We start from the raw sequence: 24,832 nt of genomic DNA on the forward strand, positions 1-24,832 counted from the left end.
TGGTTGCGATGCCCAGCCCACCGGACCGGACCCACGCCCCGACGCCCTGGCTGCTGAGGGAGCCCTCCCCGGACGCACGGGCCCGGCTGTTCTGCATCCCGTACTCCGGCTGCGGAGCGAGCATGTACCGGCAGTGGCCCCGCTTCGTGGCGGACGACGTCGAGACCTGCCCCGTGCAGCTGCCCGGTCGCGAGAACCGCATCCGGGAACGGCCGCACGCGACGTACCAGGAGCTCGCCGACGACCTGGCCGAAGGGCTGCTGCCGTACCTCGACCGGCCCTATGGCCTGTTCGGGCACTGCGGCGCCGCCCTCGCCGCGTACGAGACCGCCGTACGCCTCGTCGAACGGGACCACCCGCGCCCGGCCCGGCTCTTCCTCTCCTCACAGGTCGCCCCGCAGCACGGCCCGCGCGGCCGGTTCCTGCGCCTGAGCGACGACGAACTACGAGCAGAACTTGGGGAGTTGATGGTGAGACTCGGAGCGGAACCGGTGCCGAGTCTGATCGACTTCACCCTCTCCATCCTGCGCGAGGACATCGAGGCCAACAAGCGCTACCACGTCCCCGACCCGCCGCGCCTGCCCGTGCCCCTCACCGCCGTCGGCTGGCACGGCGACGTCGAGGTGCCCCACTCCACCATGGGCGGCTGGGACCTCTGCGGCGACACCGACTTCGTCGTCCTCGAAGGCGAGCACTACACCTTCACCGAGGCACCCGGGACCCTGCTCGACGTGTTCTCGGCCGGGCTGCTCCCCGCCCCCGCGGGACAGCCGCGATGACCGCCACCCGCCGCCGCAACCGCTGGGTCAGGCCGCTGAACCCGAGCGGCACCGCGCCCCGCTGCCGGCTGTTCTGCCTGCACTGCGCGGGCAGCGGACCCGGCATGTTCCGGGAACTGCCCGCCCTCGTGCCCGCCGACGTCTCCGTCGAGGCCGTACTGCTTCCGGGCCGGGAGAACCGGATCGCCGAGCGCCCCTACGACCGGATGGGGCCGCTGGTGGACGCCCTCGTCGAGGCGCTCGGCCCGCACCTGGACCTGCCGTACGCCTTCTTCGGCTACAGCATGGGCGCCCAGGTGTCCTTCAACCTCGCCCACGCGCTGCGCGCCCAGGGCCTGCCCCTGCCCGCCGGACTGTTCGTCGCCGCCAGCCCGGGCCCCTACCTGCAACGCGAGGTACCGGCCTGGAACGAGTCCGACGAGCGGCTCGTCGCCTACCTGCGCGACCTCGGCGGCACCGCGCAGAACGTCCTCGACGACCCCGACCTCCTCGACCTGCTGCTGCCCACCCTGCGCGCCGACCTCACCGTGGTGGCGACCTGGCCCTACCGCGCCCGGCCCGCCCTGCCCATGGCCATCCGCGCCTTCTCCGGAGCCGAGGACGGACCGGCCTCCCCGGCCCGCATGGAGAAGTGGGGCATGGAGACCGGCGGCGCCTTCCGCCAGACCGTCCTGCCAGGCAGCCACTTCTTCATCAACGAGTCCCTGCCGCACATCGCCGACGTGATCACCGCCGACCTGCGCGAACTGGTCCCGCCCACCGACACCTGGAGCCACCGATGAACCCGCAGTCCTCGGACTTCTCCCTGACACAGGCCGAACTGGAGCAGTTCCACCGCGACGGCTACCTGGGCCCCTTCGACCTGTACGACGAGGACGAGATGGAGCAGCACCTGCGCCTGCTCCGCGCCGACCTGCTCGACACCGACCTGGCCGCCTACAACGCGGACGACGGCTCCTCCGGCGTCACCAACCTCTCCAACTACGACCGCCACCTGGACATCGACTTCCTGTCCTCGCACATCACCCGCCCCGAGATCGTCGACCGTGTCTCGTCGATCCTCGGCCCGGACACGATGTGCTGGCGCAGCGAGTTCTTCCCGAAGTACCCCGGCGACGAGGGCACGGACTGGCACCAGGCCGACAACTTCTCCAACGTCGCGGGCTCCAAGCACCCTCAGATCGTCTGGCCCGAGGACGCCGACTTCGGCGGCACCGTGACGGTGTGGACCGCCTTCACCCCGGCGACCGTGGAGACGGGCTGCCTCCAGTTCATCCCCGGCTCGCACCGCACGATGAACTACGACGAGTCCAAGACCATGGACTACGACCCGGCCGCCATCAACCAGCGCGAGAAGGAAGGCGTGCGCCGCGGCTTCTTCGGCTACGACTACCGGCAGCTCCAGAAGGACCCGAACTGGCGGCCCGACGAGACCGCCGCCGTCTCCCAGGTGATGCGGCAGGGCCAGTTCGTCATCTTCTGGTCCACGCTCATGCACGCCTCGCACCCGCACGCCGGGCTCAGCAAGCAGATGCGGCTCGGTTTCGCCGGCCGCTACCTGCCGACGTCGGTCCAGGTCTACCCGCACTCGACGACGCTCCAGGAGTTCGGCGGCAGCGCCTCCCTGGAGAACTTCGGCAACGTACTGGTCTCCGGGCGCGACACCTACGGCCACAATCGTTTCGTCCAGACGTCCCGGCGCGGCTACCCGTTCCCGGTCCGCGACTACGTCGGCATCGCGTAGCGCCACCCGCCACCCGCCACCCGTCACCCGCCACCGGGCTCACGGCTCACGGCCCACAAGTTCACGGTCCACGAAAGGGAGCGGCATGCCGCCTCACGCCGCCGCCACAGTGACGGCGATCCCGCACGACCCCCTGCTGGTCCTGCTTGTCCAGATCGGCGTCCTGCTCGCCCTCGCCACCGCGCTGGGCCGGCTCGCCGCACGGTGCAACCTGCCGCCGGTGGTGGGCGAACTGGCCGCGGGCATCGTCGCGGGCCCGTCCGTCCTCGGCCACCTCGGCCCGGGACTCTCGCACCGGCTGTTCCCCCCGGATCCCGGCACCACCCACATGCTCCTTGCCGTGGGCCAGTTGGGAGCCCTCTTCCTGGTGGGCATCACCGGCGCACACATCGACCTGCCCCTGCTGCGCCGCAAGCGGTCCGCCATCGGCTGGGTGAGCGCGGGCAGCGTGCTGCTTCCGCTGGCGGCCGGGGTGGGCCTGGGTTTCGTACTCCCGGACGCGCTGCGCGGGGAGCACGGCAGCCGCACCGTCTTCGCGCTGTTCATCGGCGTCGCCGTCGCCGTGAGCGCCCTGCCGGTGATCGCCAAGACGCTGCTCGACATGAAGCTCATGCACCGCGACGTCGGACAGCTCATCATCGGCGCGGCGGCCGTCAGCGACATCGTGGGCTGGTTCCTGCTGTCGGTGGTCTCCGCGACCGCGACCGCGGGGTTCCGGGCGGGCACGGTCGCGAGGACCGCGGGATGTCTGCTGCTGATCCTCGTGCTGACCGCGGTGGCGCGCCCGGTGACCGTGCGCCTGCTGCGCAGCGCCGAGAGGTCGCGGAACGCCGAGGGCGTCGGCGTCGCCACCGTGGTCGTCCTCCTCGTCCTGGCGTCCGCGGGAACCCACGCGCTCGGCATGGAACCCATTCTCGGCGCGTTCCTGTGCGGCATCGTCGTGGGCGGTTCCGGGGCGGCGGGGCGGCGGTTCCTGAACCTGGCCCGCACCTTCGTCATGGCGGTGCTCGCCCCGCTGTTCCTGGCCACGGCGGGCCTCCAGGCCGACGTGTCGGCGCTCGCACACCCGCCGGTCCTCGCGGCGGCGCTGCTCACCCTCGTCGTCGCGGTCGGCGTGAAACTCGTCGGCGGTTACGCGGGGGCCCGGCTGAGCGGGGCGGACCGCAACGCGGCGCTGGCCGTCGGCGCGGGACTGAACGCGCGCGGAGTGGTGGAGATCGTCCTGGCCTCGGTCGGCCTCGGCATCGGGCTGCTCACCACGGCCTCCTACACCGTCATCGTGCTCGTGGCGCTCGTCACCTCGGTGATGGCGCCGCCCATCCTGCGCTGGACCACCGGCCTGATCGACGTGACGGACACGGAGCTCGAACGCGAACGCCTCTTCGTCGCGGAACCGGTCCGGCCCGGCGCGGTCCTGACCGGGGGAGCGGTGACCCGAGAAGACCCGCAAGTGAAAGGAGCGCGACACACATGACGGCGCACGACGTATCGCACATCGAGGTCTACGTACGGGACAAGAACTCCGTCATCCGGCGCCTGGTCCGCGAGTTCGGCTTCGTCCGGGTGGCCGACTCCGTCGAGGTGGACCGCAGCTCGGTGCTGCTGCGACGCGGCGACGTCAGCGTAGTGGTCACCTCGGGCTGGGCGACCCGTCGCGCCCGCGGTCCCCACGAGGACCGTATCGCGGACATCGCGGTCACCTGCGACGACGTCGGCGCGACCCAGGACGCGGCCCTTGCGGTGGGCGCCACCGTCACCCGCTCCGCGCGGGGCCACGTGATCGTCTCCGGCATCGGCGACGTCACCTGCACCCTGATGCCGGCGGACACGCGCACGGGGCTGCCCGCCGACGGACGGAACTGGGTGCCGGACCACCGCCGCCCGGCGGACCGGGACAGGACCGCCGCCGCGCCGGTGACGCTGCGCTTCGACCTGACGGTGCCGAAGGCGCACGCCAGGTTCTACAACGAGGTGCTGCACAACAGAATCCTGAACACCGAGATCCCGAACGGTAAGCCCCTGCACGGCAAGCCCTTGAACAGCAGGCCCCTGAGCAGCAAGTCCCTGAGCAGCAAGCCCCTGAACCCGGCGAGCACAGCGCCGGATGCGTCACGCACCGCCCCGGTGGACGATCCCGTACGGACCCCTGCCCCCGATGGACACACCCTCGCTCTGCGGAGCGCCTCAGGACGTGTGTCCGCGGTCCTCGTCGCCGACACCCCCCACACGCGTCACTCCTCGAAGGAGTCAAGGTGACACCTCGCCCTCTTCGCGTCGCCGTCGTCGGTTCCGGCCCGGCCGGGATCTACGCCGCCGACGCTTTACTCAAGTCCCCGGTCGCCGCCGCCCCGGGCGTGTCCGTCGACATCTTCGAGCGCATGCCCGCCCCCTTCGGCCTGATCCGCTACGGCGTGGCGCCCGACCACCCGCGCATCAAGGGCATCGTCACCGCCCTGCACCAGGTCCTCGACAAACCCCAGATCCGCCTCTTCGGCAACGTCACGTATCCGACGGACATCAGCCTGGACGACCTGCGCAGCTTCTACGACGGCGTCATCTTCGCCACCGGCGCCACGGCCGACCGCGCGCTGTCCGTCCCGGGTACCGACCTCGACGGCTCCTACGGCGCGGCGGACTTCGTGTCCTGGTACGACGGCCACCCGGACGTGCCCCGCACCTGGCCGCTGGAGGCGGAGAAGGTCGCCGTCCTCGGCGTCGGCAACGTCGCCCTGGACGTCGCCCGCATCCTCGCCAAGACCGCCGAGGAACTCCTGCCGACCGAGATCCCGCCGAACGTGCACGAGGGCCTGCAGGCCAACCAGGCGCGCGAGATCCACGTGTTCGGCCGCCGCGGCCCCGCCCAGGCCAAGTTCAGCCCCATGGAACTGCGGGAGCTGGACCACTCGCCCACCATCGAGGTCATCGTCAACCCCGAGGACATCGACTACGACGAGGGCTCGATCGCCACGCGCCGCGCCAACAAGCAGGCCGACATGGTCGCCAAGACCCTGGAGAACTGGGCGATCCGCGATGTCGGCGAGCGCCCGCACAAGCTGTTCCTGCACTTCTTCGAGTCGCCCACCGAGATCCTCGGCGAGGACGGCAAGGTCACCGCGCTGCGCACGGAGCGCACCGAGCTGGACGGCACCGGAGGCGTCAAGGGCACCGGCACCTTCACCGACTGGGACGTCACCGCCGTCTACCGCGCGGTCGGCTACCTCTCCGACGAACTGCCCAAGCTCCCCTGGGACGTCGCCACCGGCACCGTCCCCGACGAGGGCGGCCGCGTGATCGAGGAATCCGGCGAGCACCTCCGGTCCACGTACGTCACGGGGTGGATCCGGCGCGGGCCGATCGGCCTGATCGGCCACACCAAGGGCGACGCCAACGAGACGGTGGCCAGTCTTCTCGCCGATCACGCGGCCGGCCGACTGCACACCCCCGCCTTCCCCCTCCCTGAAGCGGTCGACAGGTTCCTCGCCGACCGCAACGTCCGCTACACCACCTGGGACGGCTGGCACCGCCTCGACGCCGCTGAGAGAGCACGGGGCGAACACGAGGGCCGCGAGCGCGTCAAGATCGTGGAACGAGAGGAGATGCTGGACGCCAGCGGGGCGTGACACCGCATCGCCGACATCGGCCCGTCAGAGGCCCTGGTGAAGTCGTTCTGGAGAAGTCGTTCTGGGTGAAACTACCGCGGGCGCCACGGCACTCCGCGGACACCGGTGGCGAAGATGCCCGGACACCGGGGAGTTGCCCGGGTCGGGGCAGGCGTCAGAGCTGGGAGCCGCCGCCGTCCACGGCCAGCTCGGCACCGGTGGTGAAAGTCGCCTCGAACGCGAGAAAGAGCACCGCCCGCGCGACTTCGGCGGGGTCCCCCAAGCGCCCCATGGGGTTCTCGGCGGCCATCTGCGCCTTGGTCCGCGCGGCGGCCTCAGCGGGCATGGTCTTCTCCAGGATCCCGGAGTCGATCGGGCCGGGGCTGATCGCGTTGACGCGGATCTTGCGGGGGAGCAACTCCCGGGCCATGCTGCGCGTCATCGAACGCACCGCCGCCTTCCCGGCGGCGTAGGCGCTGAGCATGGGCAGCCCCAGCACGTTCGCCACGGAGGTGGTGAGCACCACGCCGCTGCCTTCCGCGAGCAGGGGAGCGAGCTTCTGCACCGTGAAGTAGGGGCCCTTGGTGTTGACGGCCATGAGCTGGTTGAACAGTTCCTCGCTGGTCGCCTCCAACGGTGCGAAGCCGTTGATCCCGGCGTTCACGAACAAGGCGTCGACGGTGCCGAACTCGGCCTTCACCCGGTCGGCCAGCGCATCGACGTCCGGCAGCGAGGCGGCGTCGCTGCGGACCGCGAGCGCCCGCTCGCCGAGCCGGTGGCGGGCGGTGTCCAGGGCTTCCTGGTCGCGCCCGGTGATGAGGACCCGAGCCCCCTCGTCGACAAGAAGCTGGGCGGTGACGAGGCCGAGGCCGCTGCTGCCGCCCGTGATCACCACACGCTTTCCCGCGTACTTGTTCATCTCGGACACACTCCTTGTGCTTCTGCGAACCGAACCGAGCCGAGCCGAGCCGAGTCGAGCTGACTGCCGGTCCGGAGGGACATCCACGAGTCAACAGCCGTCCCAGTTCCGGCGTCCAAGACCTGTTTCGCACCACGACATGCACAATCCGCATGACGAGAAGACGGTGAAAAGACGCTGAGAAGGCGGCGAGAAGTCGGCGCGTGGGCGGCGAGTAGGCTGCGGGCATGTCCGACGAAGCGCCTGCGCAGGCGCCTCTCCCTGATCTGGATCTGCGGCTGGTGCGGTACTTCACCGTCATCGCCGAGCACCTGAACTTCGCGCGGGCCGCTGCCGCGCTGCACGTCGCCCAGCCCTCCCTGAGCCGCCAGATCCAGCGCCTGGAGGACAGCCTCGGCGTGCGCCTGCTCGAACGCACACCCCAGGGCAGCCGACTCTCCGCGGCGGGCGCGGCCTTCCTGCCGCAGGCGCAGGCGCTGCTGCACACCGCGGACCGGGCGGTGCTCGCCGCGCGCGGCGCCGCTCCGGCACGCGCCCTCACCGTCGGATACGTCGAGGACCTCGTCATCACCCCCGCGGTACGTCAGCTGCGCCGCCTCCACCCCGAGGCACACATCCGCACCCGCCATCTGGACTGGGACGAGGCCCGCGCCCTGCCCGACCGTCAGGTCGACGCGCTCGTCCTCCGCACCCCGCTGCCGATCCCGGCCGAAGACCTGGAGGTGACCGCGCTCTACGAAGAACCCCGGGTGCTGCTCGTGCCCGCGTCGCACCGCCTGGCCGGCAAGGAGGCGGTCACGCCGGACGACTTCGCCGGCGAACCCCTCGTGGCCTGTGCCGGCATGGCCGCGCACTGGACGGGTTTCTGGCGGCTCGACCCGCGTCCGGACGGCAGCCACGCGCCGCTGGGACCCATGCTCGTCGACACCTTCGAGGACAAGCTCGAGGTCGTCGCCGACGGCCGGGCCGTGGCTCTCGCGCCCGCCGACGACCCGCGCTTCTCGCTCCGGGACGACCTCGCCATCGTCCCCGTCATGGGCATCGAACCCTGCGAGGTGGTCGTCGCCACTCGCGCCGACGACCCCAATCCCCTGGTCACCCTCTTCCGGGCAACTGCCAAGGAGCTTCTCGTACGCCCCAGAACGGCGCGCGGCGAGTCCTGACGGCGCCGAGGTGCACCACCGTTCCTGAGGTTCGGACGACTCAGAGGTTGTTCACATAGAAGCTGGTGAGTCGTTCGATGGCGGCGTCGACGTATGCGGGTTCGTCGTACATCTCGTAGTGGCCGGCCCCGTCGATCACCATGAGGTCGACGGGGTTGGGGGCCATCTTCCACAGCTGCATGCCGGCCTCGTAGGAGCCGGTGTTGCCGACGCGCCCGGCGAGGACGACCTGCAGCGGCTGGGTCATCAGCGGGTCGACCAGGTGGAACGCGTCGTAGCCGAGCAGGAGGGAGTCACCGCGGGCGAGGCGGCGGTTGGTCGAGTGCTCGTTGCCGCCGCGCTCGGTGCGGTAGTAGGTGATGGCCTGGGTGGTGTCGATGTCGGTCAGTCCGGCGGCCGCCGCGGCCTCCAGGGTGTCGGGCAGCCAGTTCAGCCGGGTCTGCTCCCCGGACAGGTTCTCGTCGAGGCGTGCGTCGGCGAGGGCGTCGAGCGCGGCAACCGGTCCGTCGGCCTGGAAGCCGCGGAAGGAGGTGCCCATGTTGCCGGGGACGACTGTGCCGACCGCCTTGATGCGGTGGTCGGTGCGGGCGGTGTGCACGGCGTAGCCACCACCCGCGCAGATACCGAGGACGCCGATGCGCCGCGGGTCGATTCCGGGAGTCGTGGAGAGCGCGTCGATGGCGTAGGAGATGTCCTCGCCCCGGCGGTAGGGGTCCTCGAGATCTCGGGGTTCGCCTTCGCTCTGTCCTTGGTGGGCGGGGTCGAAGACGAGCGCCGCGATGCCGCGGGCGGCGAGACGGGAGGCGTAGTTGGCGCCGATCTGCTCCTTCACGCTGCTGCCTGGGGTGGAGAGCACAACGGCGCGCAGCGGTGCGCTGGTGTCGGCGTCGTCGGGCAGGTGAAGGTCCACGGCGAGGGTGAGGGGACCGCGCGGGATCGTGAGGTGCTGCAGCATGCTTGGCGCCCTTCGCGAGTCTTTGTTCCCTGAGAGTCGAGCTGCCACTCAGTGACTGATACAGTTTGGAACTAGTACGAGAATGTATCAGATGGACGGGAGCTCGCATGTCGGTCGACGGGGCGCAGCTGTGGACGCTGAACCAGCGGCTGCTGGGCGTCGTGTTGGATGCCTGTACGCGAGAACTGGCCGAACTCGATCTGGAGGCAAAGGAGTTCTTCGTCCTGGCCGAGGTGGAGGCGTCGCCGTACCCGGCCGAGATCGCGACCGCGCTACTCCTGCCCAGGGCGAGCGTGACGGTCTACGTTCGCAACCTCGTCGCCAAGGGCTTCATCCGGCGCGAGATCGACGAGGCGGACCTGCGGCGTCATCGACTCGTCCTGACCCCCGCGGGAACGCAGGCACGCGATCGAGCGCTTGCGGCCCTCGCGGCGGAGTACGACCGCAGGCTGGCGAGGGTCACTCCCCAGGACCGAGTTGAGCTGCAACGCATCCTCACGACGATGCTCGACTCACCCGGGGCAGACCGCGTACACGAGTGACTCGTTTGTTCGGTGCCGGCACCTGAGGCTGCGTCGCGTGAGTCGAAGTGCGTCCGGTGGCTCGAAGCGCCATCGGTGCGGCCGCGCTCGGTCGGCCCTGGAAGCCGCCGGGATGTCGGGCCGCAGCCGCGAACGCTAACGGTAACCGTAACGGTAACGGTGAGGGTCAGGCCTGCACGGTGGGGCGGACGACGATCTCGCTGACGTCGATGCCCTCGGGTTGCTCGATGGCGTAGCCGATGGCGGAGGCGATCGCCGAGGGCGGCATGGCGATCTCGTCCCGCTGCTGGGTCATCGCTGCCGCGACTTCGGGGCTGGCTCCCTTGCCGACCCCTTCGGTATGCGTGAAGCCGGGGGAGACGAGGGTGACGCGCAGGTCGGGCCCCGACTCCTGGCGCAGGCCCTCGGTGAGTACCTTCACCGCCGTCTTGGTGGCCGCGTAGACGGCCTGAGGAGTCTTGACGACGTAGGCCGCGGTGGAGGCGACGTTGACGAACTGGCCGAAGCCCTGCCGGCGGAAGACGGGCAGGGCCGCCCCGATGCCGTTGAGCAGGCCGGTGATGTGGGTGGAGACCATGGCGTCCCAGTCGTCCTGACGCAGGTCGTCGAAGGGGGAAACGGCCATCGTGCCCGCGTTGGACACGAGGACGTCGAGCCGGCCGTACCGGTCGAGGGCCGTCTCCGTCAGGCGTTGGAGGTCTTCGCGGCGCGTGACATCGACGACTAGGCCGGTGGCGGTGCCGCCCTTCGCGGTGATGCCCTCCACGACGCTGCGGAGCCGGTCCTCGCGCCGGGCTCCGAGCACCAACTGAGCACCTTTCTCCGCGAGGTAGGTGGCGGTTGCCTCACCGATGCCGCTGCTGGCGCCGGTGATCGCGATGACTTTGCCCTGGATGCCTGACATGAACGGCTTCCTTCGACGGGGTGCGCGCAGGTCAGTGCGGTGACCTACAGTGAAACCGGAGGTGTCCCCAGTTAGCTCACCATAAGTGGGGGCGTGTCCGGTTAGCAATTCGCAACGCTTGGAAGAGGGGAATGGCGAGCACGGATGAGCGACGGAACGCTCCGGCCATTGCGGGCCGACGCACGGCGCAACAGGGAGAAGATCCTGGCGGCCGCTGTACGCGTCTTCTCGACGCAGGGGCTGGACGCCCACCTGGAGCGCATCGCCAAGGACGCAGGCGTGGGCAGCGCGACCCTGTACCGCAACTTCCCCACCCGCGAAGCCCTGATCGAGGCGGTCTACCGCAACGAGGTGGCCCGCCTGTGCGAAGCCGCTCCCGCCCTCCTGGCACAGGAGCCGCCGGCAGAAGCCCTGCGCGCGTGGACACGCCTGTTCCTGGACTACGTCACCGCCAAGTACGGCATGATCGACGCCCTGCGCGCCATCGCCGCGACCGGAAGATACCCGTACGGTCACAGCCGGGAGATGATCCAGGCCGCCCTCACCTCACTCATGGACGCCTGCACGGCCGCGGGGGCGATCCGCACCGACATCCAGCCCACCGACATCGCCGCCGCCCTGGAAGGCATCGCCCTCACCTCGGCCGGTGCCGAACACCGACAGCAAGCGGAACGCCTGCTCGACCTCATCCTGGACGGGCTCACGGTCCGCCCATGAGAGCGGTGGTGGGAGCGGAAATCGCGGTTCCTCGGAGCGGCCCGGCCACTGCCCACGGCCGAAACCGTGCGACGCACGGGACCTGGCCCTCTCCTCGGCGCGGCCTGAACCTTCTGGCGACTGAAACCGTCATGAAGTCGACGAGGTTGAATGGCTGCATGGTGAGACGAGAAAGGGAGAAGGAGAGGCGCCCCCCTGTTTGTATGCGGGGTGCCGTGGCGGACATGGTCGTGAGCCTCGCACGGGACTTCCACGAAGTACGGGTCGACGTGGACTGGGATCCGCCCCGGGGGCCGGGTCCTGGACCGCCCAGGTCACCGTTGCCGCGACCTGATCCAGGCGTTGCCCTTATCGGTGTTGGCGAACCAGCATCCGTCCCCCCGAGGGTTCCAGTCGAGTTCGTCGCACTGGCGCACCACACGGCTCACCACCGAGGGTACGTCTCCCTGCCATGGAATGATGCGATCCCCGAGATCTCCGACTGTCACGAGCTTCTGTTCGAGCAGAAAACCCAACGCTGCCGCCAGCACGTCACGGGGGCGATCTCCGGAACCAGCGGCTTCGTCCTGTGCCGCCCAGGCGAGACTGTGCAGCGGGACCCAGTCGTCCAGCCCGTCTTCGAGAATTGTCTCGGCGATGTGGGGGATGTCCATGAGCTCATTTCAGTGAGTTCGATTACGCGCACCGCTATCGGCGTGCCGGACAATGTTCTGTCAGTTGGTCTCGATCACCCATCGGGATTCGGGGGAATTCTCTGGTACTGCGACCTCGGGCTCGCCGACGAAGTGACGGAGGAGATGGGTGCCGATGTGGCCGACTCCGTCTGGGTTTCATTGAACCCGAACCCACCGGTCAGGGACCCGAAGGTACTGTCCGACCCCTGGACCCCCTACTTCTTCGATCGCGTCAGTGTCCTGCCTCTTCCCGTCGTCCGGGCGACGATCGAAGACTACTTCCGTGAGGCAACCGGATTTCGTCCAGCGAGAGTTCAGTGGGCTGTGGGGCATTTCACCGGTGAGCTGTTCGACAGATAGCGTGGCGGTTTTGGTTCGGAGGGGGGTTCGGGGTGCTGGTCATGCCTGGGCGGCGGACGTCGACGATGGAGCTGTTGGCCGTCGAGGCGGCGGGGCGGGGGATGTCCGTCAGGGCGGCGGAGGACCCCGGGCTCGCGGGACCTGCGTACTGGTACGGCGGACCGGTCGCGGGTGCGCGGCTGGGAGCACGGCTCGGATTGGCGTTGCTGGAGCCGGCGGACGGCTGGCTCACCGAGTTGCCGGAGGAGTTCACCGGCCGCCAGATACGGGCAGTGACACTCGCGGAAGCGCGCGGGATCGACCGGCCGACGTTCGTCAAACCGCCCCGGGACAAGTCCTTCCCGCCCGGGGTGTACACCGACGGCGCCCGGCTGCCCTCCGCTCTGGACCCGGCAACTCCGGTGCTGCTGTCGGAGGTGGTGACGTTCGCGGCCGAGTACCGGCTGTTCCTGCTGGAGGGCCGGATCGTGGCGGCGAGCCGGTACGCGGTGTTCGGCCGACTGGATGTCCGCCCGCTCGGTTCGGACCGCCCGGACCGGGCCACCGCCGCGCAGATCACGGAGTTCGTCGACAGGCTGGCCGACGTGGCAGGGCAGACGCTGCCCAGTGCCGTCGTCGTGGACGTCGGGCAGTTGCTGGACCCCTACCGCCCAGGCCACCGCTGGGCCGTGGTGGAGGCCAACATGGCGTGGTTCTCGCACGCCTACGCGGCCGACCCCGCACGAGTGTTGGACGTGGTCCTGCGGGCGGCGGGGCCGCGCGAGCACGTGCGGCCGCGAGATCTGGCGTTCGAACGGCACTGATTGGCACCGCGTGAACCCGGCTCCCGAACCGAGATGGCCGGAGTAGGCCCCGGCGGCGGGCGGCAAGGTCGGTCATGTCCCATGGCATCCGAATGTTGCCGGGCCCCGAGCCCCGGACCCCGGGCCCCGGACAAGGCGCGAGCGTGTTGTCGACGTCCGGACCGGTGCGGCAGGATGCGGCGACAGTGATCGGCGACAACGGGGGGCGCGGGATGGCGACGGACAGCGGTGAGATCACCGAGGCGATCGAGGAGTTGCGCACGCAGCTGGCCGCAGCGCAGGAGTACGGCAAGGACGCGCGGCTGCAATTCCGCATCGCCGAGGTGGAGATGGAGTTCCTCGTCGAGGTGCGCAAGGACGCCGGCGCGTCGGGCGGTGTGCGGCTGGGTGTGGTCAAGCTCGGCGCGGACGCCAAGGTCTCCGAGGGCACGACCCACAGGCTGCGCCTCAAGCTCGACGTCCACGACACCCTGACCGGGGAGTCGGCCACCGTCTCCGGCCGGCGGTGACCTCACCGGAGACCGGGCGCGCGCACGACGGGGCCGCCCCGGAGACCGGGCGCGTGCACGACGGGGCCGCCCCGGAGGCCGGCCGCGTGCATGACGGGACCGTCCCGGAGACCAGGCGCGCGCACGACGCGACCGCACCGCTCCACCCGGGACTCGTCGCGGTCACCGCGGGTCCGGAGGACGCCGAGGGGCGCAAGGAGTTCTCGTCCGGACGGTTACTCGCGCCGCTGCTCGTCCTCACCTCCCGGCACGGTGTGACCTTCGCGGACGGCAGGCCACGACCGGACATCACGGTCAGGTCGGTTCTCGGCGGGCGAGGAGCGGTGCGCATGGCCGACCCGGTGCCGTGCACGGTCGCATGGCAGGGGGACGCCGGGCTGGACGCGGCGCTGTTGCGGCTCTCCTGCGAACCGTTGTCGCGGCTCTCCGCCGAGGGGCTCGGCACGTCCGGCGCGCCCGCCGTCCCGGAGCCGCGCTGGGCCGAGGTGGCGGGCACCGAACCGGTTGCCGTCGCCGTGACCGGCATGTCGGCGGCGGCCGCGCGCAGCACGGGCGATGGCACGGAGACCGAAACGGTCCGGGGTGTCCTCGATCCGCTGACGTACACGCGCAGCGACCGTTACGCCATCGACGTGTCCACTGCCTGGCCGGCCGGCTGGGACCAGTGGTCGGGCATGTCCGGTAGCGCTGTCGTGCACAAGAGCGGCGCCCTGCTGGGCGTCGTCGCCTGGAGCGACCGGCCGTACGAGGGGCGCCGGTTGACGGCTGTTCCGGTACGGGCCCTGCTCGCGGACCCGGGTTTTCGGGGCGTACTGCGGGAACTGACCGGTCGCGACGCTGTCTTGCGCCCTCTGGATCCCGAACGCCCGGCGGAATCGGCACGGGTCGCAGCCGGTTCGCAGCCGACGGTGTCCGTGCGGACCACCCTCAAGGCGCCGCCGCGCAGGATCGTCGACAGAAAGGCCGAGCGCGCCCGGCTGCCCGAACTGGTCGCCGGGAATCTCACCGGTCGGCCCGAACTCGTGCACGCCATCGTCGGCATGCCCGGCGTCGGAAAGTCGGCCCTGGCCCGGCATCTGGCCCACCAGCTCGCCGTCGACTTCCCGGACGCGCAGTTCGAACTGGACCTGTACGGGCACACCCCCGACCGGGCTCCGCTGACGGCGCAGGCCGCGATGGAGGCCCTCCTCACCTGGGCGGGCATCGGCGGCGACGACGCCCCGGACCTTGACGCGAAGGCCGCACTGTGGCGCAACTGGCTGCACGGCAGACGCGGCCTGCTGCTGCTCGACAACGTGGCGTCGCTGGAACAGGTGGCGTCCCTGCTTCCCGGCGACGACAGCAGCCTTGTCCTGATCACCAGCCGTCTCGCGCTGCACGATCCTGACCGCATCACGCTGATGGAACTCGACGTGCTGCCCGCCGACGAGGCGGTACGACTGCTGGTGGCGAGCGCCGGGCTGCCCGCCCTGGAGCCGACGGATCCGGCGCTGGGGGAGATCTGCCGGGCGTGCGGATTCCTCCCCTTGGCGGTGCAGGCGGTCGCCGCCCGGCTGCGCTTCGAGGAGCCGGAGGAACTCCTGGCGGCGATGCGGGAGACGGACTCCTCGCTCATCGAGATACCCGACGCCGACCGTCGTGTCGGTGCGGCGTTCGCGGTGTCCTGGCAGGCGCTGGAGGCAGCCGACCCGTTGCAGGCCGACCTGTTGCGGGTACTGGCCATGCATCCGGGTTCCGAGCTGGAGGTGGAGGCGTGCGCGGCGATGACCGGGACGACGGCGCGCGAGTGCCGCCGCCGGATGGCCGACCTGGCCACCCGGTACCTGCTGCAGCTCCTGGGGCGCGGGCGCTTCGGCTTCCACGATCTCTTCCTCGCCTACGCCCGCAGCCGTGCGGTCCGGCAGGAGCCCAGGGAGCGCTGGGACGAGGTACTCGACCGGCTCTTCACCCATCTTCTGAGCCAGGGCGATGCGGCGCTGGCCGCGCTGACCACCAGCGAGGGAGACCCGCGCGTCGCTCGGGCCTGGCTCGACAGGGAGCGCACCAACCTGATCGCCGTGACCGTGGCCGCCGTCGAACGCCGCTCCGCCCATGCCAGGCGGCTCGCCGCGATGACGCACGTTCTCCTCGGCGGTCTCGGCGCCACCACCGAACTCGCGAGAATGTGGAGCACCATGAGGGACACCGCCAGGACCGATCACGACCGTCCCAGCCGGGCCGACGCCTTGCGAGGCCTGGCCGACACCGAGCGTACGAGCGGTGACTTCGATGCCGCCCGGGACAACTATCTGGGCGCCGCCGGCCTCTACGAGGAACTCGGCGACCGGCGCGGTCAGGCCGACGCCCTGTGGGGCCTCGCCGAGACCGAACGTTCCCGCAGCCGCTACCAGGACGCGCGCGCACTGTTCGGCAGTGCTCGGCGCCTCTACGAGGAACTCGACGACCGCGCGGGCCTCGCCGACACGCTCTGGGGCATGGCCAACGTCGGTGTCTCTTTGGGCCGTTACGAGCACAGCACCGAGGAGTTCCGGCGGGCGCGTGAGCTGTACACGGGGCTGGGCGACCGCAGGGGCCAGGCACAGGCCGTCCGGGGCCTGGCCGACATCGCGCGCAACCAGGGCAGGGGAGACGACGCGCGTACGAGCTACCGAGCGGCCCTGACCACGTACGAGGAGATCGGTGACCTGCGCGGACAGGCCCAGTCGCTGCGCGGCCTCGGTCACGTGGCCCGGGCGGACGGCCGCCTCGACGAAGCCGCCGACCTGTTCACCCGGGCCCGTGACCTGTCCCGCCGCATCGGCGACCGGCGCGGTGAGGCCAACATGCTCCGCGGGCTCGGTGACGTACAGCGCCTGCAAGGCGACTACGCGCAGGCCCGCGAGACGCTCACCCGTTCCGCCGACATGCACCGGGACCTGGACAACCCCGGCGGTCTGGGCTTCACCCTGCGCGCGCTCGGCGACACGGAACGCGCCGACGGACGACCGGAGCGGGCGCGAGCCGCCTACGAGGAGGCACGCGCCGCGTTCCGTCGCGTCGGCTCCCGCCGCGGCCTCGCCGACACCCTGTGTTCTCTGGCGGGTGTACTTCCATCCGGCGCCGAGACGCGAGCCGCCTACACCGAGGCCCTCGCCATCTACGAGGACTTGGGCGCGGTCACCGCGGCGGGCATGTGCCGCGAGCGCCTGACGGAGCTCGACGGTGCTTCGCCGCCCGGGGAGAAGTAGGGGCGGCGTACACACCGGCTGGGGGCGCGACGGCCCTCAGGAGGCCCAGGGCCCGAGCATGTCCTTCATCGCGTCCGTCATGGCGATCTGCAGCAAAGGGCCGTAGGTGATCCGGCCGACGCCGAGGCGGCGGAAGCGCGCGAGGTCGTGCTTGACCGGGTGGGCGGTGGAGTTGACGGGAACGGCGACGGCGCCGGTCACCGCCGTGAGCAGGTCGTCGTCGTCCTGGATCGTCACCGGGTAGACGCTGTCGGCGCCGGCCTGCTCCAGGGCCCGCAGCCGCTCGATCGCCTCGTCGAGGACGTCATGGGCGTCCTTCGCGTGCAGGAAGAGGTCGGTGCGCCCGTTGACCCAGATCGGGACCCCTGCCTTGTCCGCCGCCGCGCGCAGCCCGGCCACGTAGTCGGCGTGCTCCTGGGTGCTGCGCACGCGGCCGTCCTGGGAGTGGACGGTGTCCTCGACGTTGAGTCCGACACCGCCGACCTCGATGAGTCCGGCAATGAGGTCCGCGGGCTCCTGCCCGTATCCGGCTTCCAGGTCCACGGAGACGGGGACGTCGACGGCCGCGATGATCGGCCTGACGGCGTCGAGCACCTCCTGGAAGGTCTGCCCCTCGTGGTCGTCGGCGCCGCGGGAGTCCGCGAGCGGGTGGCTGCCGATCGTCAGCGCGGGGAATCCGGCGCCTGCCGCCGTCCGCGCGGACCAGACGTCCCAGACGGTCGGCAGCACGAGCGGCTTGTGGTCGGCGTGGAGCTGCTTGAAGCGCTGAGCGCGCTCGATGGTTGTACGAGAGTCCATGGCGAGGACGTTACCCCCGCGAGGCCACCTGCTCCGGCCGGTGGGCGGTCGAGAAACTTCGTCAAGGACTCACGGGGTGGGTTTCCGGTCAGTGACGCGTCGGATGGCCGTAATCGTTGTGCTGGTCACCAGCTGAGTTCCGCGCCCCGCGGCGACGTAGGGTTCAGCGAATCATCCTCGCTGACGACCGACGAGTTTCGGGCCCTGGGCCGGTCTGCACAGGTATGGAGACTCACACACTCAAGGCAGTCGGCGTGGACCTCGTCTTTGACGTTCGCGGTCCGCTGCCGACCGTGGATGGACGCCCGCCGTTGTTCATGATCGGGCAGCCCATGGATGCTGCCGGTTTCGCCGCGCTCGCCACGCGCTTCCCCGAACGGACCGTGGTCACCTACGACCCGCGCGGCCTCGGGCGCAGCGCCCGTCACGACGGACGGGTCGACCACACGCCGCAGACCCAGGCCGACGACGTGCACGCCGTGATCGAGGCTCTGGGGGCCGGGCCGGTCGAGATGTTCGCCAGCAGCGGGGGAGCCGTCACCGCGCTCGCGGTCGTGGCGAGGTATCCCACGGACATCACCACCCTGGTCGCGCACGAGCCGCCGCTCCTCACCCTCCTGCCGGACGGCCCGGCGGCCCTGCGGGCACAGGCCGGGGTCCGGGAGGCATACGAGAAGCGGGGGCGGGGGGCCGGGATGGCCGCGTTCGTGGCGATGACCTCGTGGAAGGGAGAGTTCACCGACGCGTACTTCGCTCAGCCGCCGGCCGATCCCGTCGCCTTCGGGATGCCCGCGGAGGATGACGGTTCACGTGACGATCCGCTGCTGTCCGACCGGTCATGGGCGGTCAGCAGCTATCGGCCGGACGTCGACGCGATCGCCGCCGCACCGACCCGCGTCGTGATCGCTGTGGGCGAGGAGTCCGAAGGCGTGCTGACCGGGCGCACGGCCGTCGCGACCGCCGAACTGCTCGGGCAGCGGGTGACCGTGTTCCCGAGCCATCATGGCGGGTTCCTCGGCGGGGAGTTCGGGTACGCGGGCCGGCCGGACGAGTTCGCACACCGGCTGCGTGACGTCCTCCACGGCCCCTCGTCGGCCGGTCGCTGACCGAGCGGCTCTCCGATCCCGGAGCTCCGGCCTCAAGCACCTTGAGAGCTGGGCAAGCGCAGCGGTACCTGCTGAGGAAGGTCCGGGCGTACGGCGACACGGGTCACTGGTTGCGGCCGAGACCGGCTAGCACGCTGATGGCGGGGTCACCTTGGAGGGCTGCCTGTAGCCCCCTGCCGGTGCACGGCATGAGCGTCGATGCCCGGGCCATCAGTTCGCCTGTCGGTGGCTGCTTCTACGCTGCGTGCGATGAATACGGATGATCTTTCGTGGCAGGTCGGCAATTACGGGGGGCTTGGTCCCCGGAAGGTGGCTCTGCTCCTGGAGCACGATCGTCTGGACCTGCTGATCGGGGCGGCGAGGGAGCGCGGTGAGTGGTTCTGCGCGGAGGAGGCGGCGCGTGAGCTGTGCCGGTCGGGGGAGTTCAGGCGGGCGCTGGAGGTGATGGAGCCGTTCGCCGCGACGGGGTGGCCGGCCGCTGTGTGGGTGAAGGCGGAGGTTCTGCTCCGAGCGGGCCGGGTGGAGGAAGCGCTGGCGCTGGTGGACCCGGGCGGGGAGGGCGGCGCCGCACCGGTCGTGCGTGGTGGCGTCGTCGAGCTGCTCGCCCGGGCGGGCCATGTGGATGAGGCCATTGACCTGCTCGTGCCGCACCTGGGTGCGGCGTGGAGAAGGACGGCCCTGGTGGAGATCACCGAAGGCGGAGACCGGGACGAGCGGGTGCTGGAGCTTCTCGCCCCGCACGTTGCAGCGGAGCGCCAAGCTCACGACACGGGGCGAGAGGCCTCCTGCCGCTCGGACGCGCGGGAACTGAAGGCCCGGGTGCTGGAGCGAGCGGGCCGCGCGCAGGAGGCACTTCGGGTCTACGCCGAGGACATAGCCGGATGCCACCCCCTTTCGGACGACACCGTCGTCGCCTACGCCGGACTGCTGGCGCGTCATGGCCGTCTCGACGACCTGCGCGTGCTGGTCGCCGAACAGGACGCGCACACTTTCCTGGACATCTACGCGGGTGCTCTGCGGGAGCACGGCCGGGCCCAGGAAGCCGAGATCGTGATGCGCGAGGCCATCGCCGCCGACGACTGGGTGGGCTACCAGGCCTGGCTCTCCTCGGCCCTGTTGCACGATGGCCGGCTGGACGACGCGATCGCCGTGGCCGAACCCGGGTTCAGCGGGCACGACTGCTCCAACCTCCTGGTTCCACTCGTCCACTGCCTCCTCGAGCGGCCCGCGGAGCTGCTCCACCTCCTGGACCATCCCCTCACCGTGCCGCACCACGGCCATGAGGAGTTCCAACATCGGTGGCGGGCCTTCGCTCTGGCTCAGCTCGGCCGAGTGGAGGAAGCGATGGCCGTGGTCGAAGCCCACCCCGATCCGTTCGCGGACCCGCGCATCGTCCGGGCCGGGCTCCTCGGCGCCGCCGGCCGACTTGCCGAAGCCGCCGCACAGTTGCGGGAGGTGGGCACCCTCGAAGCGCGGCAGGAACTGTTCGACGTCCTGGTCCGGCAGGGGCGGGCAGCCGAGGCGATCTCCATCCACCCCACCGTCCCCGAACAGCGGGCGGCCCGGGCAATGACGGAACCTGTCCCTCGCAGGGAGGGCTACTCCGCGGAGCCGCCCGCATAGCGTGTCACTGGCTGGATCGAGCGCCCGGATCCGCCGGCTCAACGAGGTTGAGCCCTGGTGTCCGGGACCCGCGCGAGGATCCGCGGCCGGCGTGGCCGGGGCCACGCCGTTACGCCCCCGTCATCCCTCGTCGCCGTGACGTAACACAGGCCGGGAAGACTTCGCGGCATCGCGCAGCGCCCGGGTTCGGACCGGGGCTGCCAGCTCACGACGCGTCGGCAGCAGGGTCGGCGCGCGCGTGCCCCGTCCGCCGTGTGCGGACAGGTGGAAGTGATGGGGGCGGTGACCTCACTTCGTTCACCCGGCGCGGCCCTCGTTCCCTTCCGTGGTCGCGCCCGCACCAGGGAGAACCACGTTGACCACGCACCAGAACACGCACCAGGACGCGCACCAGAACACGCACCAGGACGCGTACCTGAACACGCACCAGGACGCGCGCCTGAACATGCCTCACGCCCCGCACGCGGAGGCGGAACTCGACCGGGAGCGGCGGATGGGCGCCGGCGCGGGCACCGCTACGGCGCTGCGCGAGATCAAGGTCGTGGACTTGACCGACTTCGACGCCCGCCGCGCGCAGATCACCGAGGAGCTGTGGCAGGCGGCCACGATGACCGGCTTCTTCCAGTTGTCCGGGCATGGCCTGTCACGGGCCGAGACCGATGCGGCGTTCGCGGCGTCCGAGGCATTCTTCGGTCTGCCCGAACGCCTCAAGAGCCGCCATGCGCTGAAGAAGGGGCTCAACGCGGGCTGGGAGTACCGCAGTCAGGTGCGGCCCTCGACGGGCACGCCCGACGAGAAGGAGTCCTTCCAGCTGACCCGTCCGCACATGGCGGGCCTCTGGCCAGCCGAGGACGAACTGGCCGGTTTCCGCGACACGTTGCTCGGGTTCGAGTCCCGCTGCCACGCGCTCGCCATGCGCGTACTGTCGTGCTTCGCCGAACGCCTGGGCCTGGAGCGGGACTTCTTCGCCGAGCGGCACGTCCCGTCCGACCCGGGCCACCAGTCCACTCTGCGCCTGCTGCACTACTACGCCGTGCCCGAGGAGGCCCGCGGCAGTGACGAGGCGGGCTGGCGGGCCGGCGCCCACACCGACTTCGACTGCCTGACCCTCCTCTTCCAGCGGGACGGACAGGAAGGGCTCCAGGTGTGCCCGGGCCGGGAGGCCGACACCCGGGCCTGGACACCGGTTCCGGCCCGTTCCGACCTGATCACCTGCAACATCGGTGACATGCTGATGCGGTGGAGCGGCGACCGTCTGCTCTCCAACTTCCACCGCGTCGCTCAGCCGGGCCCCGATGCGGACCAGGGGCCGCGGTATTCCATCGCGTACTTCGCGCAAGCCGACCGTGACGCCGTGATCGCCTGCCCCGACGGCCACCACGCGCCGGTCACCGCCGCGGAGTATCTGCGCCAGCGCATCGCGGCCAACTTCGGCGGCTGATCCGCCGCGTCCTTTCCTGCCCGGGGCAGCCGCCTGAACGGTGCCCCGGGCCCCCTTCCCACAAGACTCGGACCGAAAGCGGGATGCCTCATGCCCGAACCGCGCCCGTGCGCCTTGCTGTTGTCCGGCGCCCAGGTCGTCACCGTCGATGACGAGCGCACCGTATACACCCGTGGATCCGTGGCGGTGGACGGCGACCGCGTCGTCGACGTCGGCCCGGCCGACGAGGTCGACGCCCGCTGGCGGGCCCGCCGCACCGTCGACTGCCGGGGCCGCGCCGTCCTGCCCGGCTTCACCGACACCCACACCCATCTCTTCCAGTCCCTCGCCCGCGGCATCGGCGAGGGCCTGCCGATCTGGCCCTGGCTCAACCACTTCATGTGGCCGTACGCCCTCCACCTCGACGCCGAGGACGCCCGGGTCGCCGCCCGGCTGGGCGCGGTGGAGGCGGCCCGCGCGGGCATCACCACGGTCGTCGACCACCACTACGCGCCCACCGACCCCGAAACGGTTCTGGCGGTCGCCGACGCCATCGAGGAGGTGGGACTGCGCGGCGCGGTGGCGCGCGGCATGCTCGGCGACCGTACGAAGGTCGCCGACGCCCGTGGACTGCCCGACGGGCTCTACCGGTATGGCACGCAGGAGGAGCTCGACCTCACCCGGCAGTGCATGGCCGCCCGCGGCGCCGACGCCAGGGTGCGGGTCTGGCCCGCGCCCCTCAACCTCTCCTACTGCGACCAGGACCTGCTGCGCGGCGCGGTCGACCTCGCCCGTGCGAACGGCATGCCCTGGCACACGCACTGCAGCGAAAGCGCGAAAGATCCGCTGAGCTACCTCGACGCGTACGGAGTGCGTCCCGTGACATGGCTCGAGCACGAGGGTCTGCTCGACGAGCACGCTACCCTCGCGCACGCCATCTGGCTCGACGAGGAGGAGACGGCGGCGATCGGCTCCCGCGGCGCCGGGGTGGCCCACGCCCCCTGCTCCAACGCCTATCTGGCGTCCGGAACCATGGCCTGGGGCGCACTGCGCTCGGCCGGGGCAGTCGTCGGGCTCGCGACGGACGGGCCGAGCGCGGGCGGGCGGCAGGACATGTTCGAGGCGATGAAGCAGATGGTGTCCGCCCAGCGACTGGCCGCCCTCGACCCGGCGGCGGTGCGCTGCGAGGAGGCACTGGAGGCCGCCACCCGCGACGGCGCCCGGTACGCGGGCCTGCCGGAATCCGGGCAGATCCGCATCGGTGGCCTCGCCGACCTGGTCGTCGTCGACCTGACCGCGCTCGCGCTGCAGCCGGTGCACCGCGCGGTGTCCTCCCTGGTCTACGCGGCGCGGGCGGCGGACGTGGTGATGACGCTGGTCGGCGGCCGCGTGGTGTACGAGGACGGCCACTGTCCCGGCATCGACGAAGAAGCCCTGTGCGCCGACGCGCAGGAACGGGCCCGGCGGTTGGTCGCACGGGCCGGGTTCACGCCGCTGACCGAGCCGTGGCAGCTCGGCACACACCGACAGGGGGAACTCGTATGACGGACACCTTGACGCGCGCCGGCTCCGGGACCGGCGCGGCGCACGGCCATGCGGTGGACGCGGTGCCCGCCTGGTGGCGGCTCGCCGTACTCGGGTTCCAGCACGTGCTGGCCTTCTACGCCGGAGCGGTCGTCATGCCGCTGCTGGTGGCCCAAGGGCTCGGTCTTTCCGGGCCGGACACCGCGGCGCTGATCAACACCGCGCTGGTCGCCTGCGGCGTAGCCACGTTGCTGCAGACGGTCGGACTGCCGGGTATCGGCATCAGACTGCCGGTGGTGCAGGGGATGTCGACGGCGGCCGTGCCCTCGCTGGTGTCGGTGGGCGTCGCCGCGAACGGCGGCGGGGAAGCCGGTCTGCCGACCGTGTTCGGCGCGGTGATCGCCGCCGGAGTCGTCCTCTTCTTCATCGCGCCCCTGTTCAGCCGGCTGGTGCGGTTCTTCCCGCCTCTGGTGACCGGCACCATCGTGATCATCGTCGGTGTGACGCTGATGGGGGTGGCGGCGCGTCAGGTCGGTGGCGGAGACCCGGGTTCGCCCGGCTTCGGCACACCCGCGCAGCTCGGGCTCGCCGGGGCGACCCTGCTGGTCATCGTGGCCCTGTACCGGTTCGGGAGAGGTTTCCTGGTCTCGGTCGCGGTGCTGCTCGGGCTGCTCGCCGGCACAGGGATCGCGGCGCTTGCAGGACGGACGGACTTCTCGGGCATCGGCGACGCCCGCTGGTTCGGCATGCAGGCACCCCTCCACTACGGGGCGCCCAGGTTCGACCTCATGGCCGTCCTCGCGATCGTCCTCGTCATGGTGATCATCGCGATGGAGTCGATCGGCCAGTTCTTCGCCGTCGGGGAGATCGCCGAGCGTGAGGTCGACGCGCGGGCCCTCACCCGCGGCCTGCGCGCCGACGGTCTGGCCACGGTGGTCTCGGGGCTGATCAACTCCTTCCCCACCACGGTGTACTCCCAGAACGTGGGTCTGCTCCGCCTCACCCGGGTCACCTCCCGGTGGATCGTCGCCGCCGCGGGCGTGATCATGCTGGTGCTCGGGCTCGTGCCCAAGGTGGGAGCGATGGTCGCCGCGATGCCGCCCTCCGTCCTCGGCGGGGCGACCCTCGTGCTGTTCTCCACCATCGCCGTCGTCGGCGTACAGATCCTCGTCAAGGCCGACCTGAGCGACGCCCGCAACACCGTCCTCGTCGCGGCGAGCCTCGGCATCGGCTTCCTGCCCACCGCGTATCCGCAGTTCGCCGAGCACATGCCGACCCGCCAGCTCCAGGCACTGTTCGACAGCGGCATCATGCTGGGCACCTTGACCGCCGTCACTCTCAACCTGTTCTTCCACCACCTGCGCCCACCGGCCCGCCCCGGCCGCACCCCGGCAGAGCGGCAGCGGGACGATCCCGACGACCCGGCACCGACACCCTCAGCGCCTTCGCCGCGCGTCACATGAGCT

23 protein-coding genes are annotated in these 24,832 nt (G+C 70.9%); 18 read left to right on the top strand and 5 right to left on the bottom strand.

Annotated elements, in window-relative coordinates; translation table 11 throughout:
- The first annotated feature begins 8 nt into the window (after nt 1-8).
- From C1N81_RS43745 to C1N81_RS43770, 6 genes are all read left to right on the top strand, one after another.
- Nucleotides 9-779, top strand: coding sequence for a thioesterase II family protein (locus tag C1N81_RS43745; protein WP_394437424.1), 771 nt, complete (start codon nt 9-11; stop codon nt 777-779).
- The gene (locus tag C1N81_RS43750) at nt 776-1,561 is read left to right on the top strand and encodes a thioesterase II family protein (protein WP_394437425.1); all 786 of its coding nucleotides are present in this window, start codon (nt 776-778) and stop codon (nt 1,559-1,561) included. The genes C1N81_RS43745 and C1N81_RS43750 overlap by 4 nt, the downstream gene beginning before the upstream one ends.
- Entirely contained in the window at nt 1,558-2,523 is a 966-nt protein-coding gene (locus C1N81_RS43755; RefSeq protein ID WP_394437427.1) for a chlorinating enzyme, read from the top strand. Before C1N81_RS43750 ends, C1N81_RS43755 begins: the two co-directional genes overlap by 4 nt.
- A gap of 85 nt (nt 2,524-2,608) precedes the next feature.
- Nucleotides 2,609-3,997 (top strand): cation:proton antiporter, encoded by a 1,389-nt coding sequence (locus C1N81_RS43760; RefSeq protein ID WP_394437429.1) that lies wholly within the window; start codon nt 2,609-2,611, stop codon nt 3,995-3,997.
- On the top strand, nt 3,994-4,779 hold the full coding sequence (locus tag C1N81_RS43765; RefSeq protein WP_394437431.1) for a VOC family protein: 786 nt from the start codon (nt 3,994-3,996) through the stop codon (nt 4,777-4,779). Before C1N81_RS43760 ends, C1N81_RS43765 begins: the two co-directional genes overlap by 4 nt.
- The gene (locus tag C1N81_RS43770) at nt 4,776-6,143 is read left to right on the top strand and encodes an FAD-dependent oxidoreductase (RefSeq protein ID WP_394437433.1); all 1,368 of its coding nucleotides are present in this window, start codon (nt 4,776-4,778) and stop codon (nt 6,141-6,143) included. Before C1N81_RS43765 ends, C1N81_RS43770 begins: the two co-directional genes overlap by 4 nt.
- Nucleotides 6,144-6,297: 154 nt before the next feature.
- Here C1N81_RS43770 and C1N81_RS43775 read toward each other — a convergent pair whose 3' ends face one another.
- The gene (locus C1N81_RS43775; protein WP_394437435.1) at nt 6,298-7,041 is read right to left on the bottom strand and encodes an SDR family oxidoreductase; all 744 of its coding nucleotides are present in this window, start codon (nt 7,039-7,041) and stop codon (nt 6,298-6,300) included.
- Nucleotides 7,042-7,268: 227 nt separating this feature from the next.
- Here C1N81_RS43775 and C1N81_RS43780 point away from each other — a divergent pair, with 227 nt between their 5' ends.
- Nucleotides 7,269-8,204 carry a LysR family transcriptional regulator gene (locus tag C1N81_RS43780; RefSeq protein WP_394437437.1) on the top strand — a complete coding sequence of 312 codons (936 nt, stop codon included), beginning with the start codon at nt 7,269-7,271 and terminating at the stop codon, nt 8,202-8,204.
- Nucleotides 8,205-8,244: 40 nt separating this feature from the next.
- Here C1N81_RS43780 and C1N81_RS43785 read toward each other — a convergent pair whose 3' ends face one another.
- Nucleotides 8,245-9,159, bottom strand: a complete 915-nt coding sequence (locus C1N81_RS43785) for an alpha/beta hydrolase (protein WP_394437439.1) — start codon at nt 9,157-9,159, stop codon at nt 8,245-8,247.
- A gap of 107 nt (nt 9,160-9,266) precedes the next feature.
- Between C1N81_RS43785 and C1N81_RS43790 the strand changes: the two genes are divergently transcribed.
- Nucleotides 9,267-9,701: a MarR family winged helix-turn-helix transcriptional regulator gene (locus C1N81_RS43790; RefSeq protein ID WP_394437441.1), complete on the top strand. Its 435-nt coding sequence runs from the start codon at nt 9,267-9,269 to the stop codon at nt 9,699-9,701.
- A 166-nt stretch (nt 9,702-9,867) separates the two neighbouring features.
- On the opposite strand, the gene C1N81_RS43795 is transcribed toward C1N81_RS43790, so the two are convergent.
- Nucleotides 9,868-10,605 carry an SDR family oxidoreductase gene (locus tag C1N81_RS43795; RefSeq protein WP_394437443.1) on the bottom strand — a complete coding sequence of 246 codons (738 nt, stop codon included), beginning with the start codon at nt 10,603-10,605 and terminating at the stop codon, nt 9,868-9,870.
- Nucleotides 10,606-10,749: 144 nt separating this feature from the next.
- Between C1N81_RS43795 and C1N81_RS43800 the strand changes: the two genes are divergently transcribed.
- A complete protein-coding gene (locus C1N81_RS43800) occupies nt 10,750-11,322 on the top strand; it encodes a TetR/AcrR family transcriptional regulator (protein WP_394437445.1) in 573 nt (190 codons plus the stop codon).
- Nucleotides 11,323-11,636: 314 nt separating this feature from the next.
- Here the strand turns inward: C1N81_RS43800 and C1N81_RS43805 are convergent, their stop codons facing one another.
- Nucleotides 11,637-11,975 carry a hypothetical protein gene (locus C1N81_RS43805; protein ID WP_394437447.1) on the bottom strand — a complete coding sequence of 113 codons (339 nt, stop codon included), beginning with the start codon at nt 11,973-11,975 and terminating at the stop codon, nt 11,637-11,639.
- Nucleotides 11,976-11,987: 12 nt separating this feature from the next.
- Between C1N81_RS43805 and C1N81_RS43810 the strand changes: the two genes are divergently transcribed.
- From C1N81_RS43810 to C1N81_RS43825, 4 genes are all read left to right on the top strand, one after another.
- A complete protein-coding gene (locus tag C1N81_RS43810) occupies nt 11,988-12,356 on the top strand; it encodes an Imm1 family immunity protein (protein ID WP_394437448.1) in 369 nt (122 codons plus the stop codon).
- Between the two features lie 65 nt (nt 12,357-12,421).
- Nucleotides 12,422-13,159, top strand: a complete 738-nt coding sequence (locus C1N81_RS43815; protein WP_394438580.1) for an ATP-grasp domain-containing protein — start codon at nt 12,422-12,424, stop codon at nt 13,157-13,159.
- A gap of 143 nt (nt 13,160-13,302) precedes the next feature.
- On the top strand, nt 13,303-13,668 hold the full coding sequence (locus C1N81_RS43820; RefSeq protein WP_394437450.1) for a trypco2 family protein: 366 nt from the start codon (nt 13,303-13,305) through the stop codon (nt 13,666-13,668).
- On the top strand, nt 13,665-16,895 hold the full coding sequence (locus C1N81_RS43825) for a tetratricopeptide repeat protein (protein ID WP_394437452.1): 3,231 nt from the start codon (nt 13,665-13,667) through the stop codon (nt 16,893-16,895). The genes C1N81_RS43820 and C1N81_RS43825 overlap by 4 nt, the downstream gene beginning before the upstream one ends.
- A gap of 36 nt (nt 16,896-16,931) precedes the next feature.
- On the opposite strand, the gene C1N81_RS43830 is transcribed toward C1N81_RS43825, so the two are convergent.
- Complete coding sequence (locus tag C1N81_RS43830; RefSeq protein WP_394437454.1) at nt 16,932-17,693, bottom strand: isocitrate lyase/PEP mutase family protein; 762 nt, start codon at nt 17,691-17,693, stop codon at nt 16,932-16,934.
- A 224-nt stretch (nt 17,694-17,917) separates the two neighbouring features.
- Between C1N81_RS43830 and C1N81_RS43835 the strand changes: the two genes are divergently transcribed.
- The 5 genes from C1N81_RS43835 (at nt 17,918) to C1N81_RS43855 (ending at nt 24,829) form a co-directional block, all read left to right on the top strand.
- On the top strand, nt 17,918-18,799 hold the full coding sequence (locus C1N81_RS43835) for an alpha/beta fold hydrolase (protein ID WP_394437456.1): 882 nt from the start codon (nt 17,918-17,920) through the stop codon (nt 18,797-18,799).
- A 249-nt stretch (nt 18,800-19,048) separates the two neighbouring features.
- On the top strand, nt 19,049-20,422 hold the full coding sequence (locus tag C1N81_RS43840) for a hypothetical protein (RefSeq protein ID WP_394437457.1): 1,374 nt from the start codon (nt 19,049-19,051) through the stop codon (nt 20,420-20,422).
- A 445-nt stretch (nt 20,423-20,867) separates the two neighbouring features.
- A complete protein-coding gene (locus C1N81_RS43845) occupies nt 20,868-21,863 on the top strand; it encodes a 2OG-Fe(II) oxygenase family protein (RefSeq protein WP_394438582.1) in 996 nt (331 codons plus the stop codon).
- Between the two features lie 90 nt (nt 21,864-21,953).
- Nucleotides 21,954-23,387 (top strand): amidohydrolase family protein, encoded by a 1,434-nt coding sequence (locus C1N81_RS43850; RefSeq protein ID WP_394437459.1) that lies wholly within the window; start codon nt 21,954-21,956, stop codon nt 23,385-23,387.
- Nucleotides 23,384-24,829, top strand: coding sequence for a nucleobase:cation symporter-2 family protein (locus C1N81_RS43855; protein WP_394437461.1), 1,446 nt, complete (start codon nt 23,384-23,386; stop codon nt 24,827-24,829). Before C1N81_RS43850 ends, C1N81_RS43855 begins: the two co-directional genes overlap by 4 nt.
- Nucleotides 24,830-24,832: the final 3 nt, after the last annotated feature.

It is taken from the genome of Streptomyces sp. SGAir0957 (assembly GCF_043523415.1).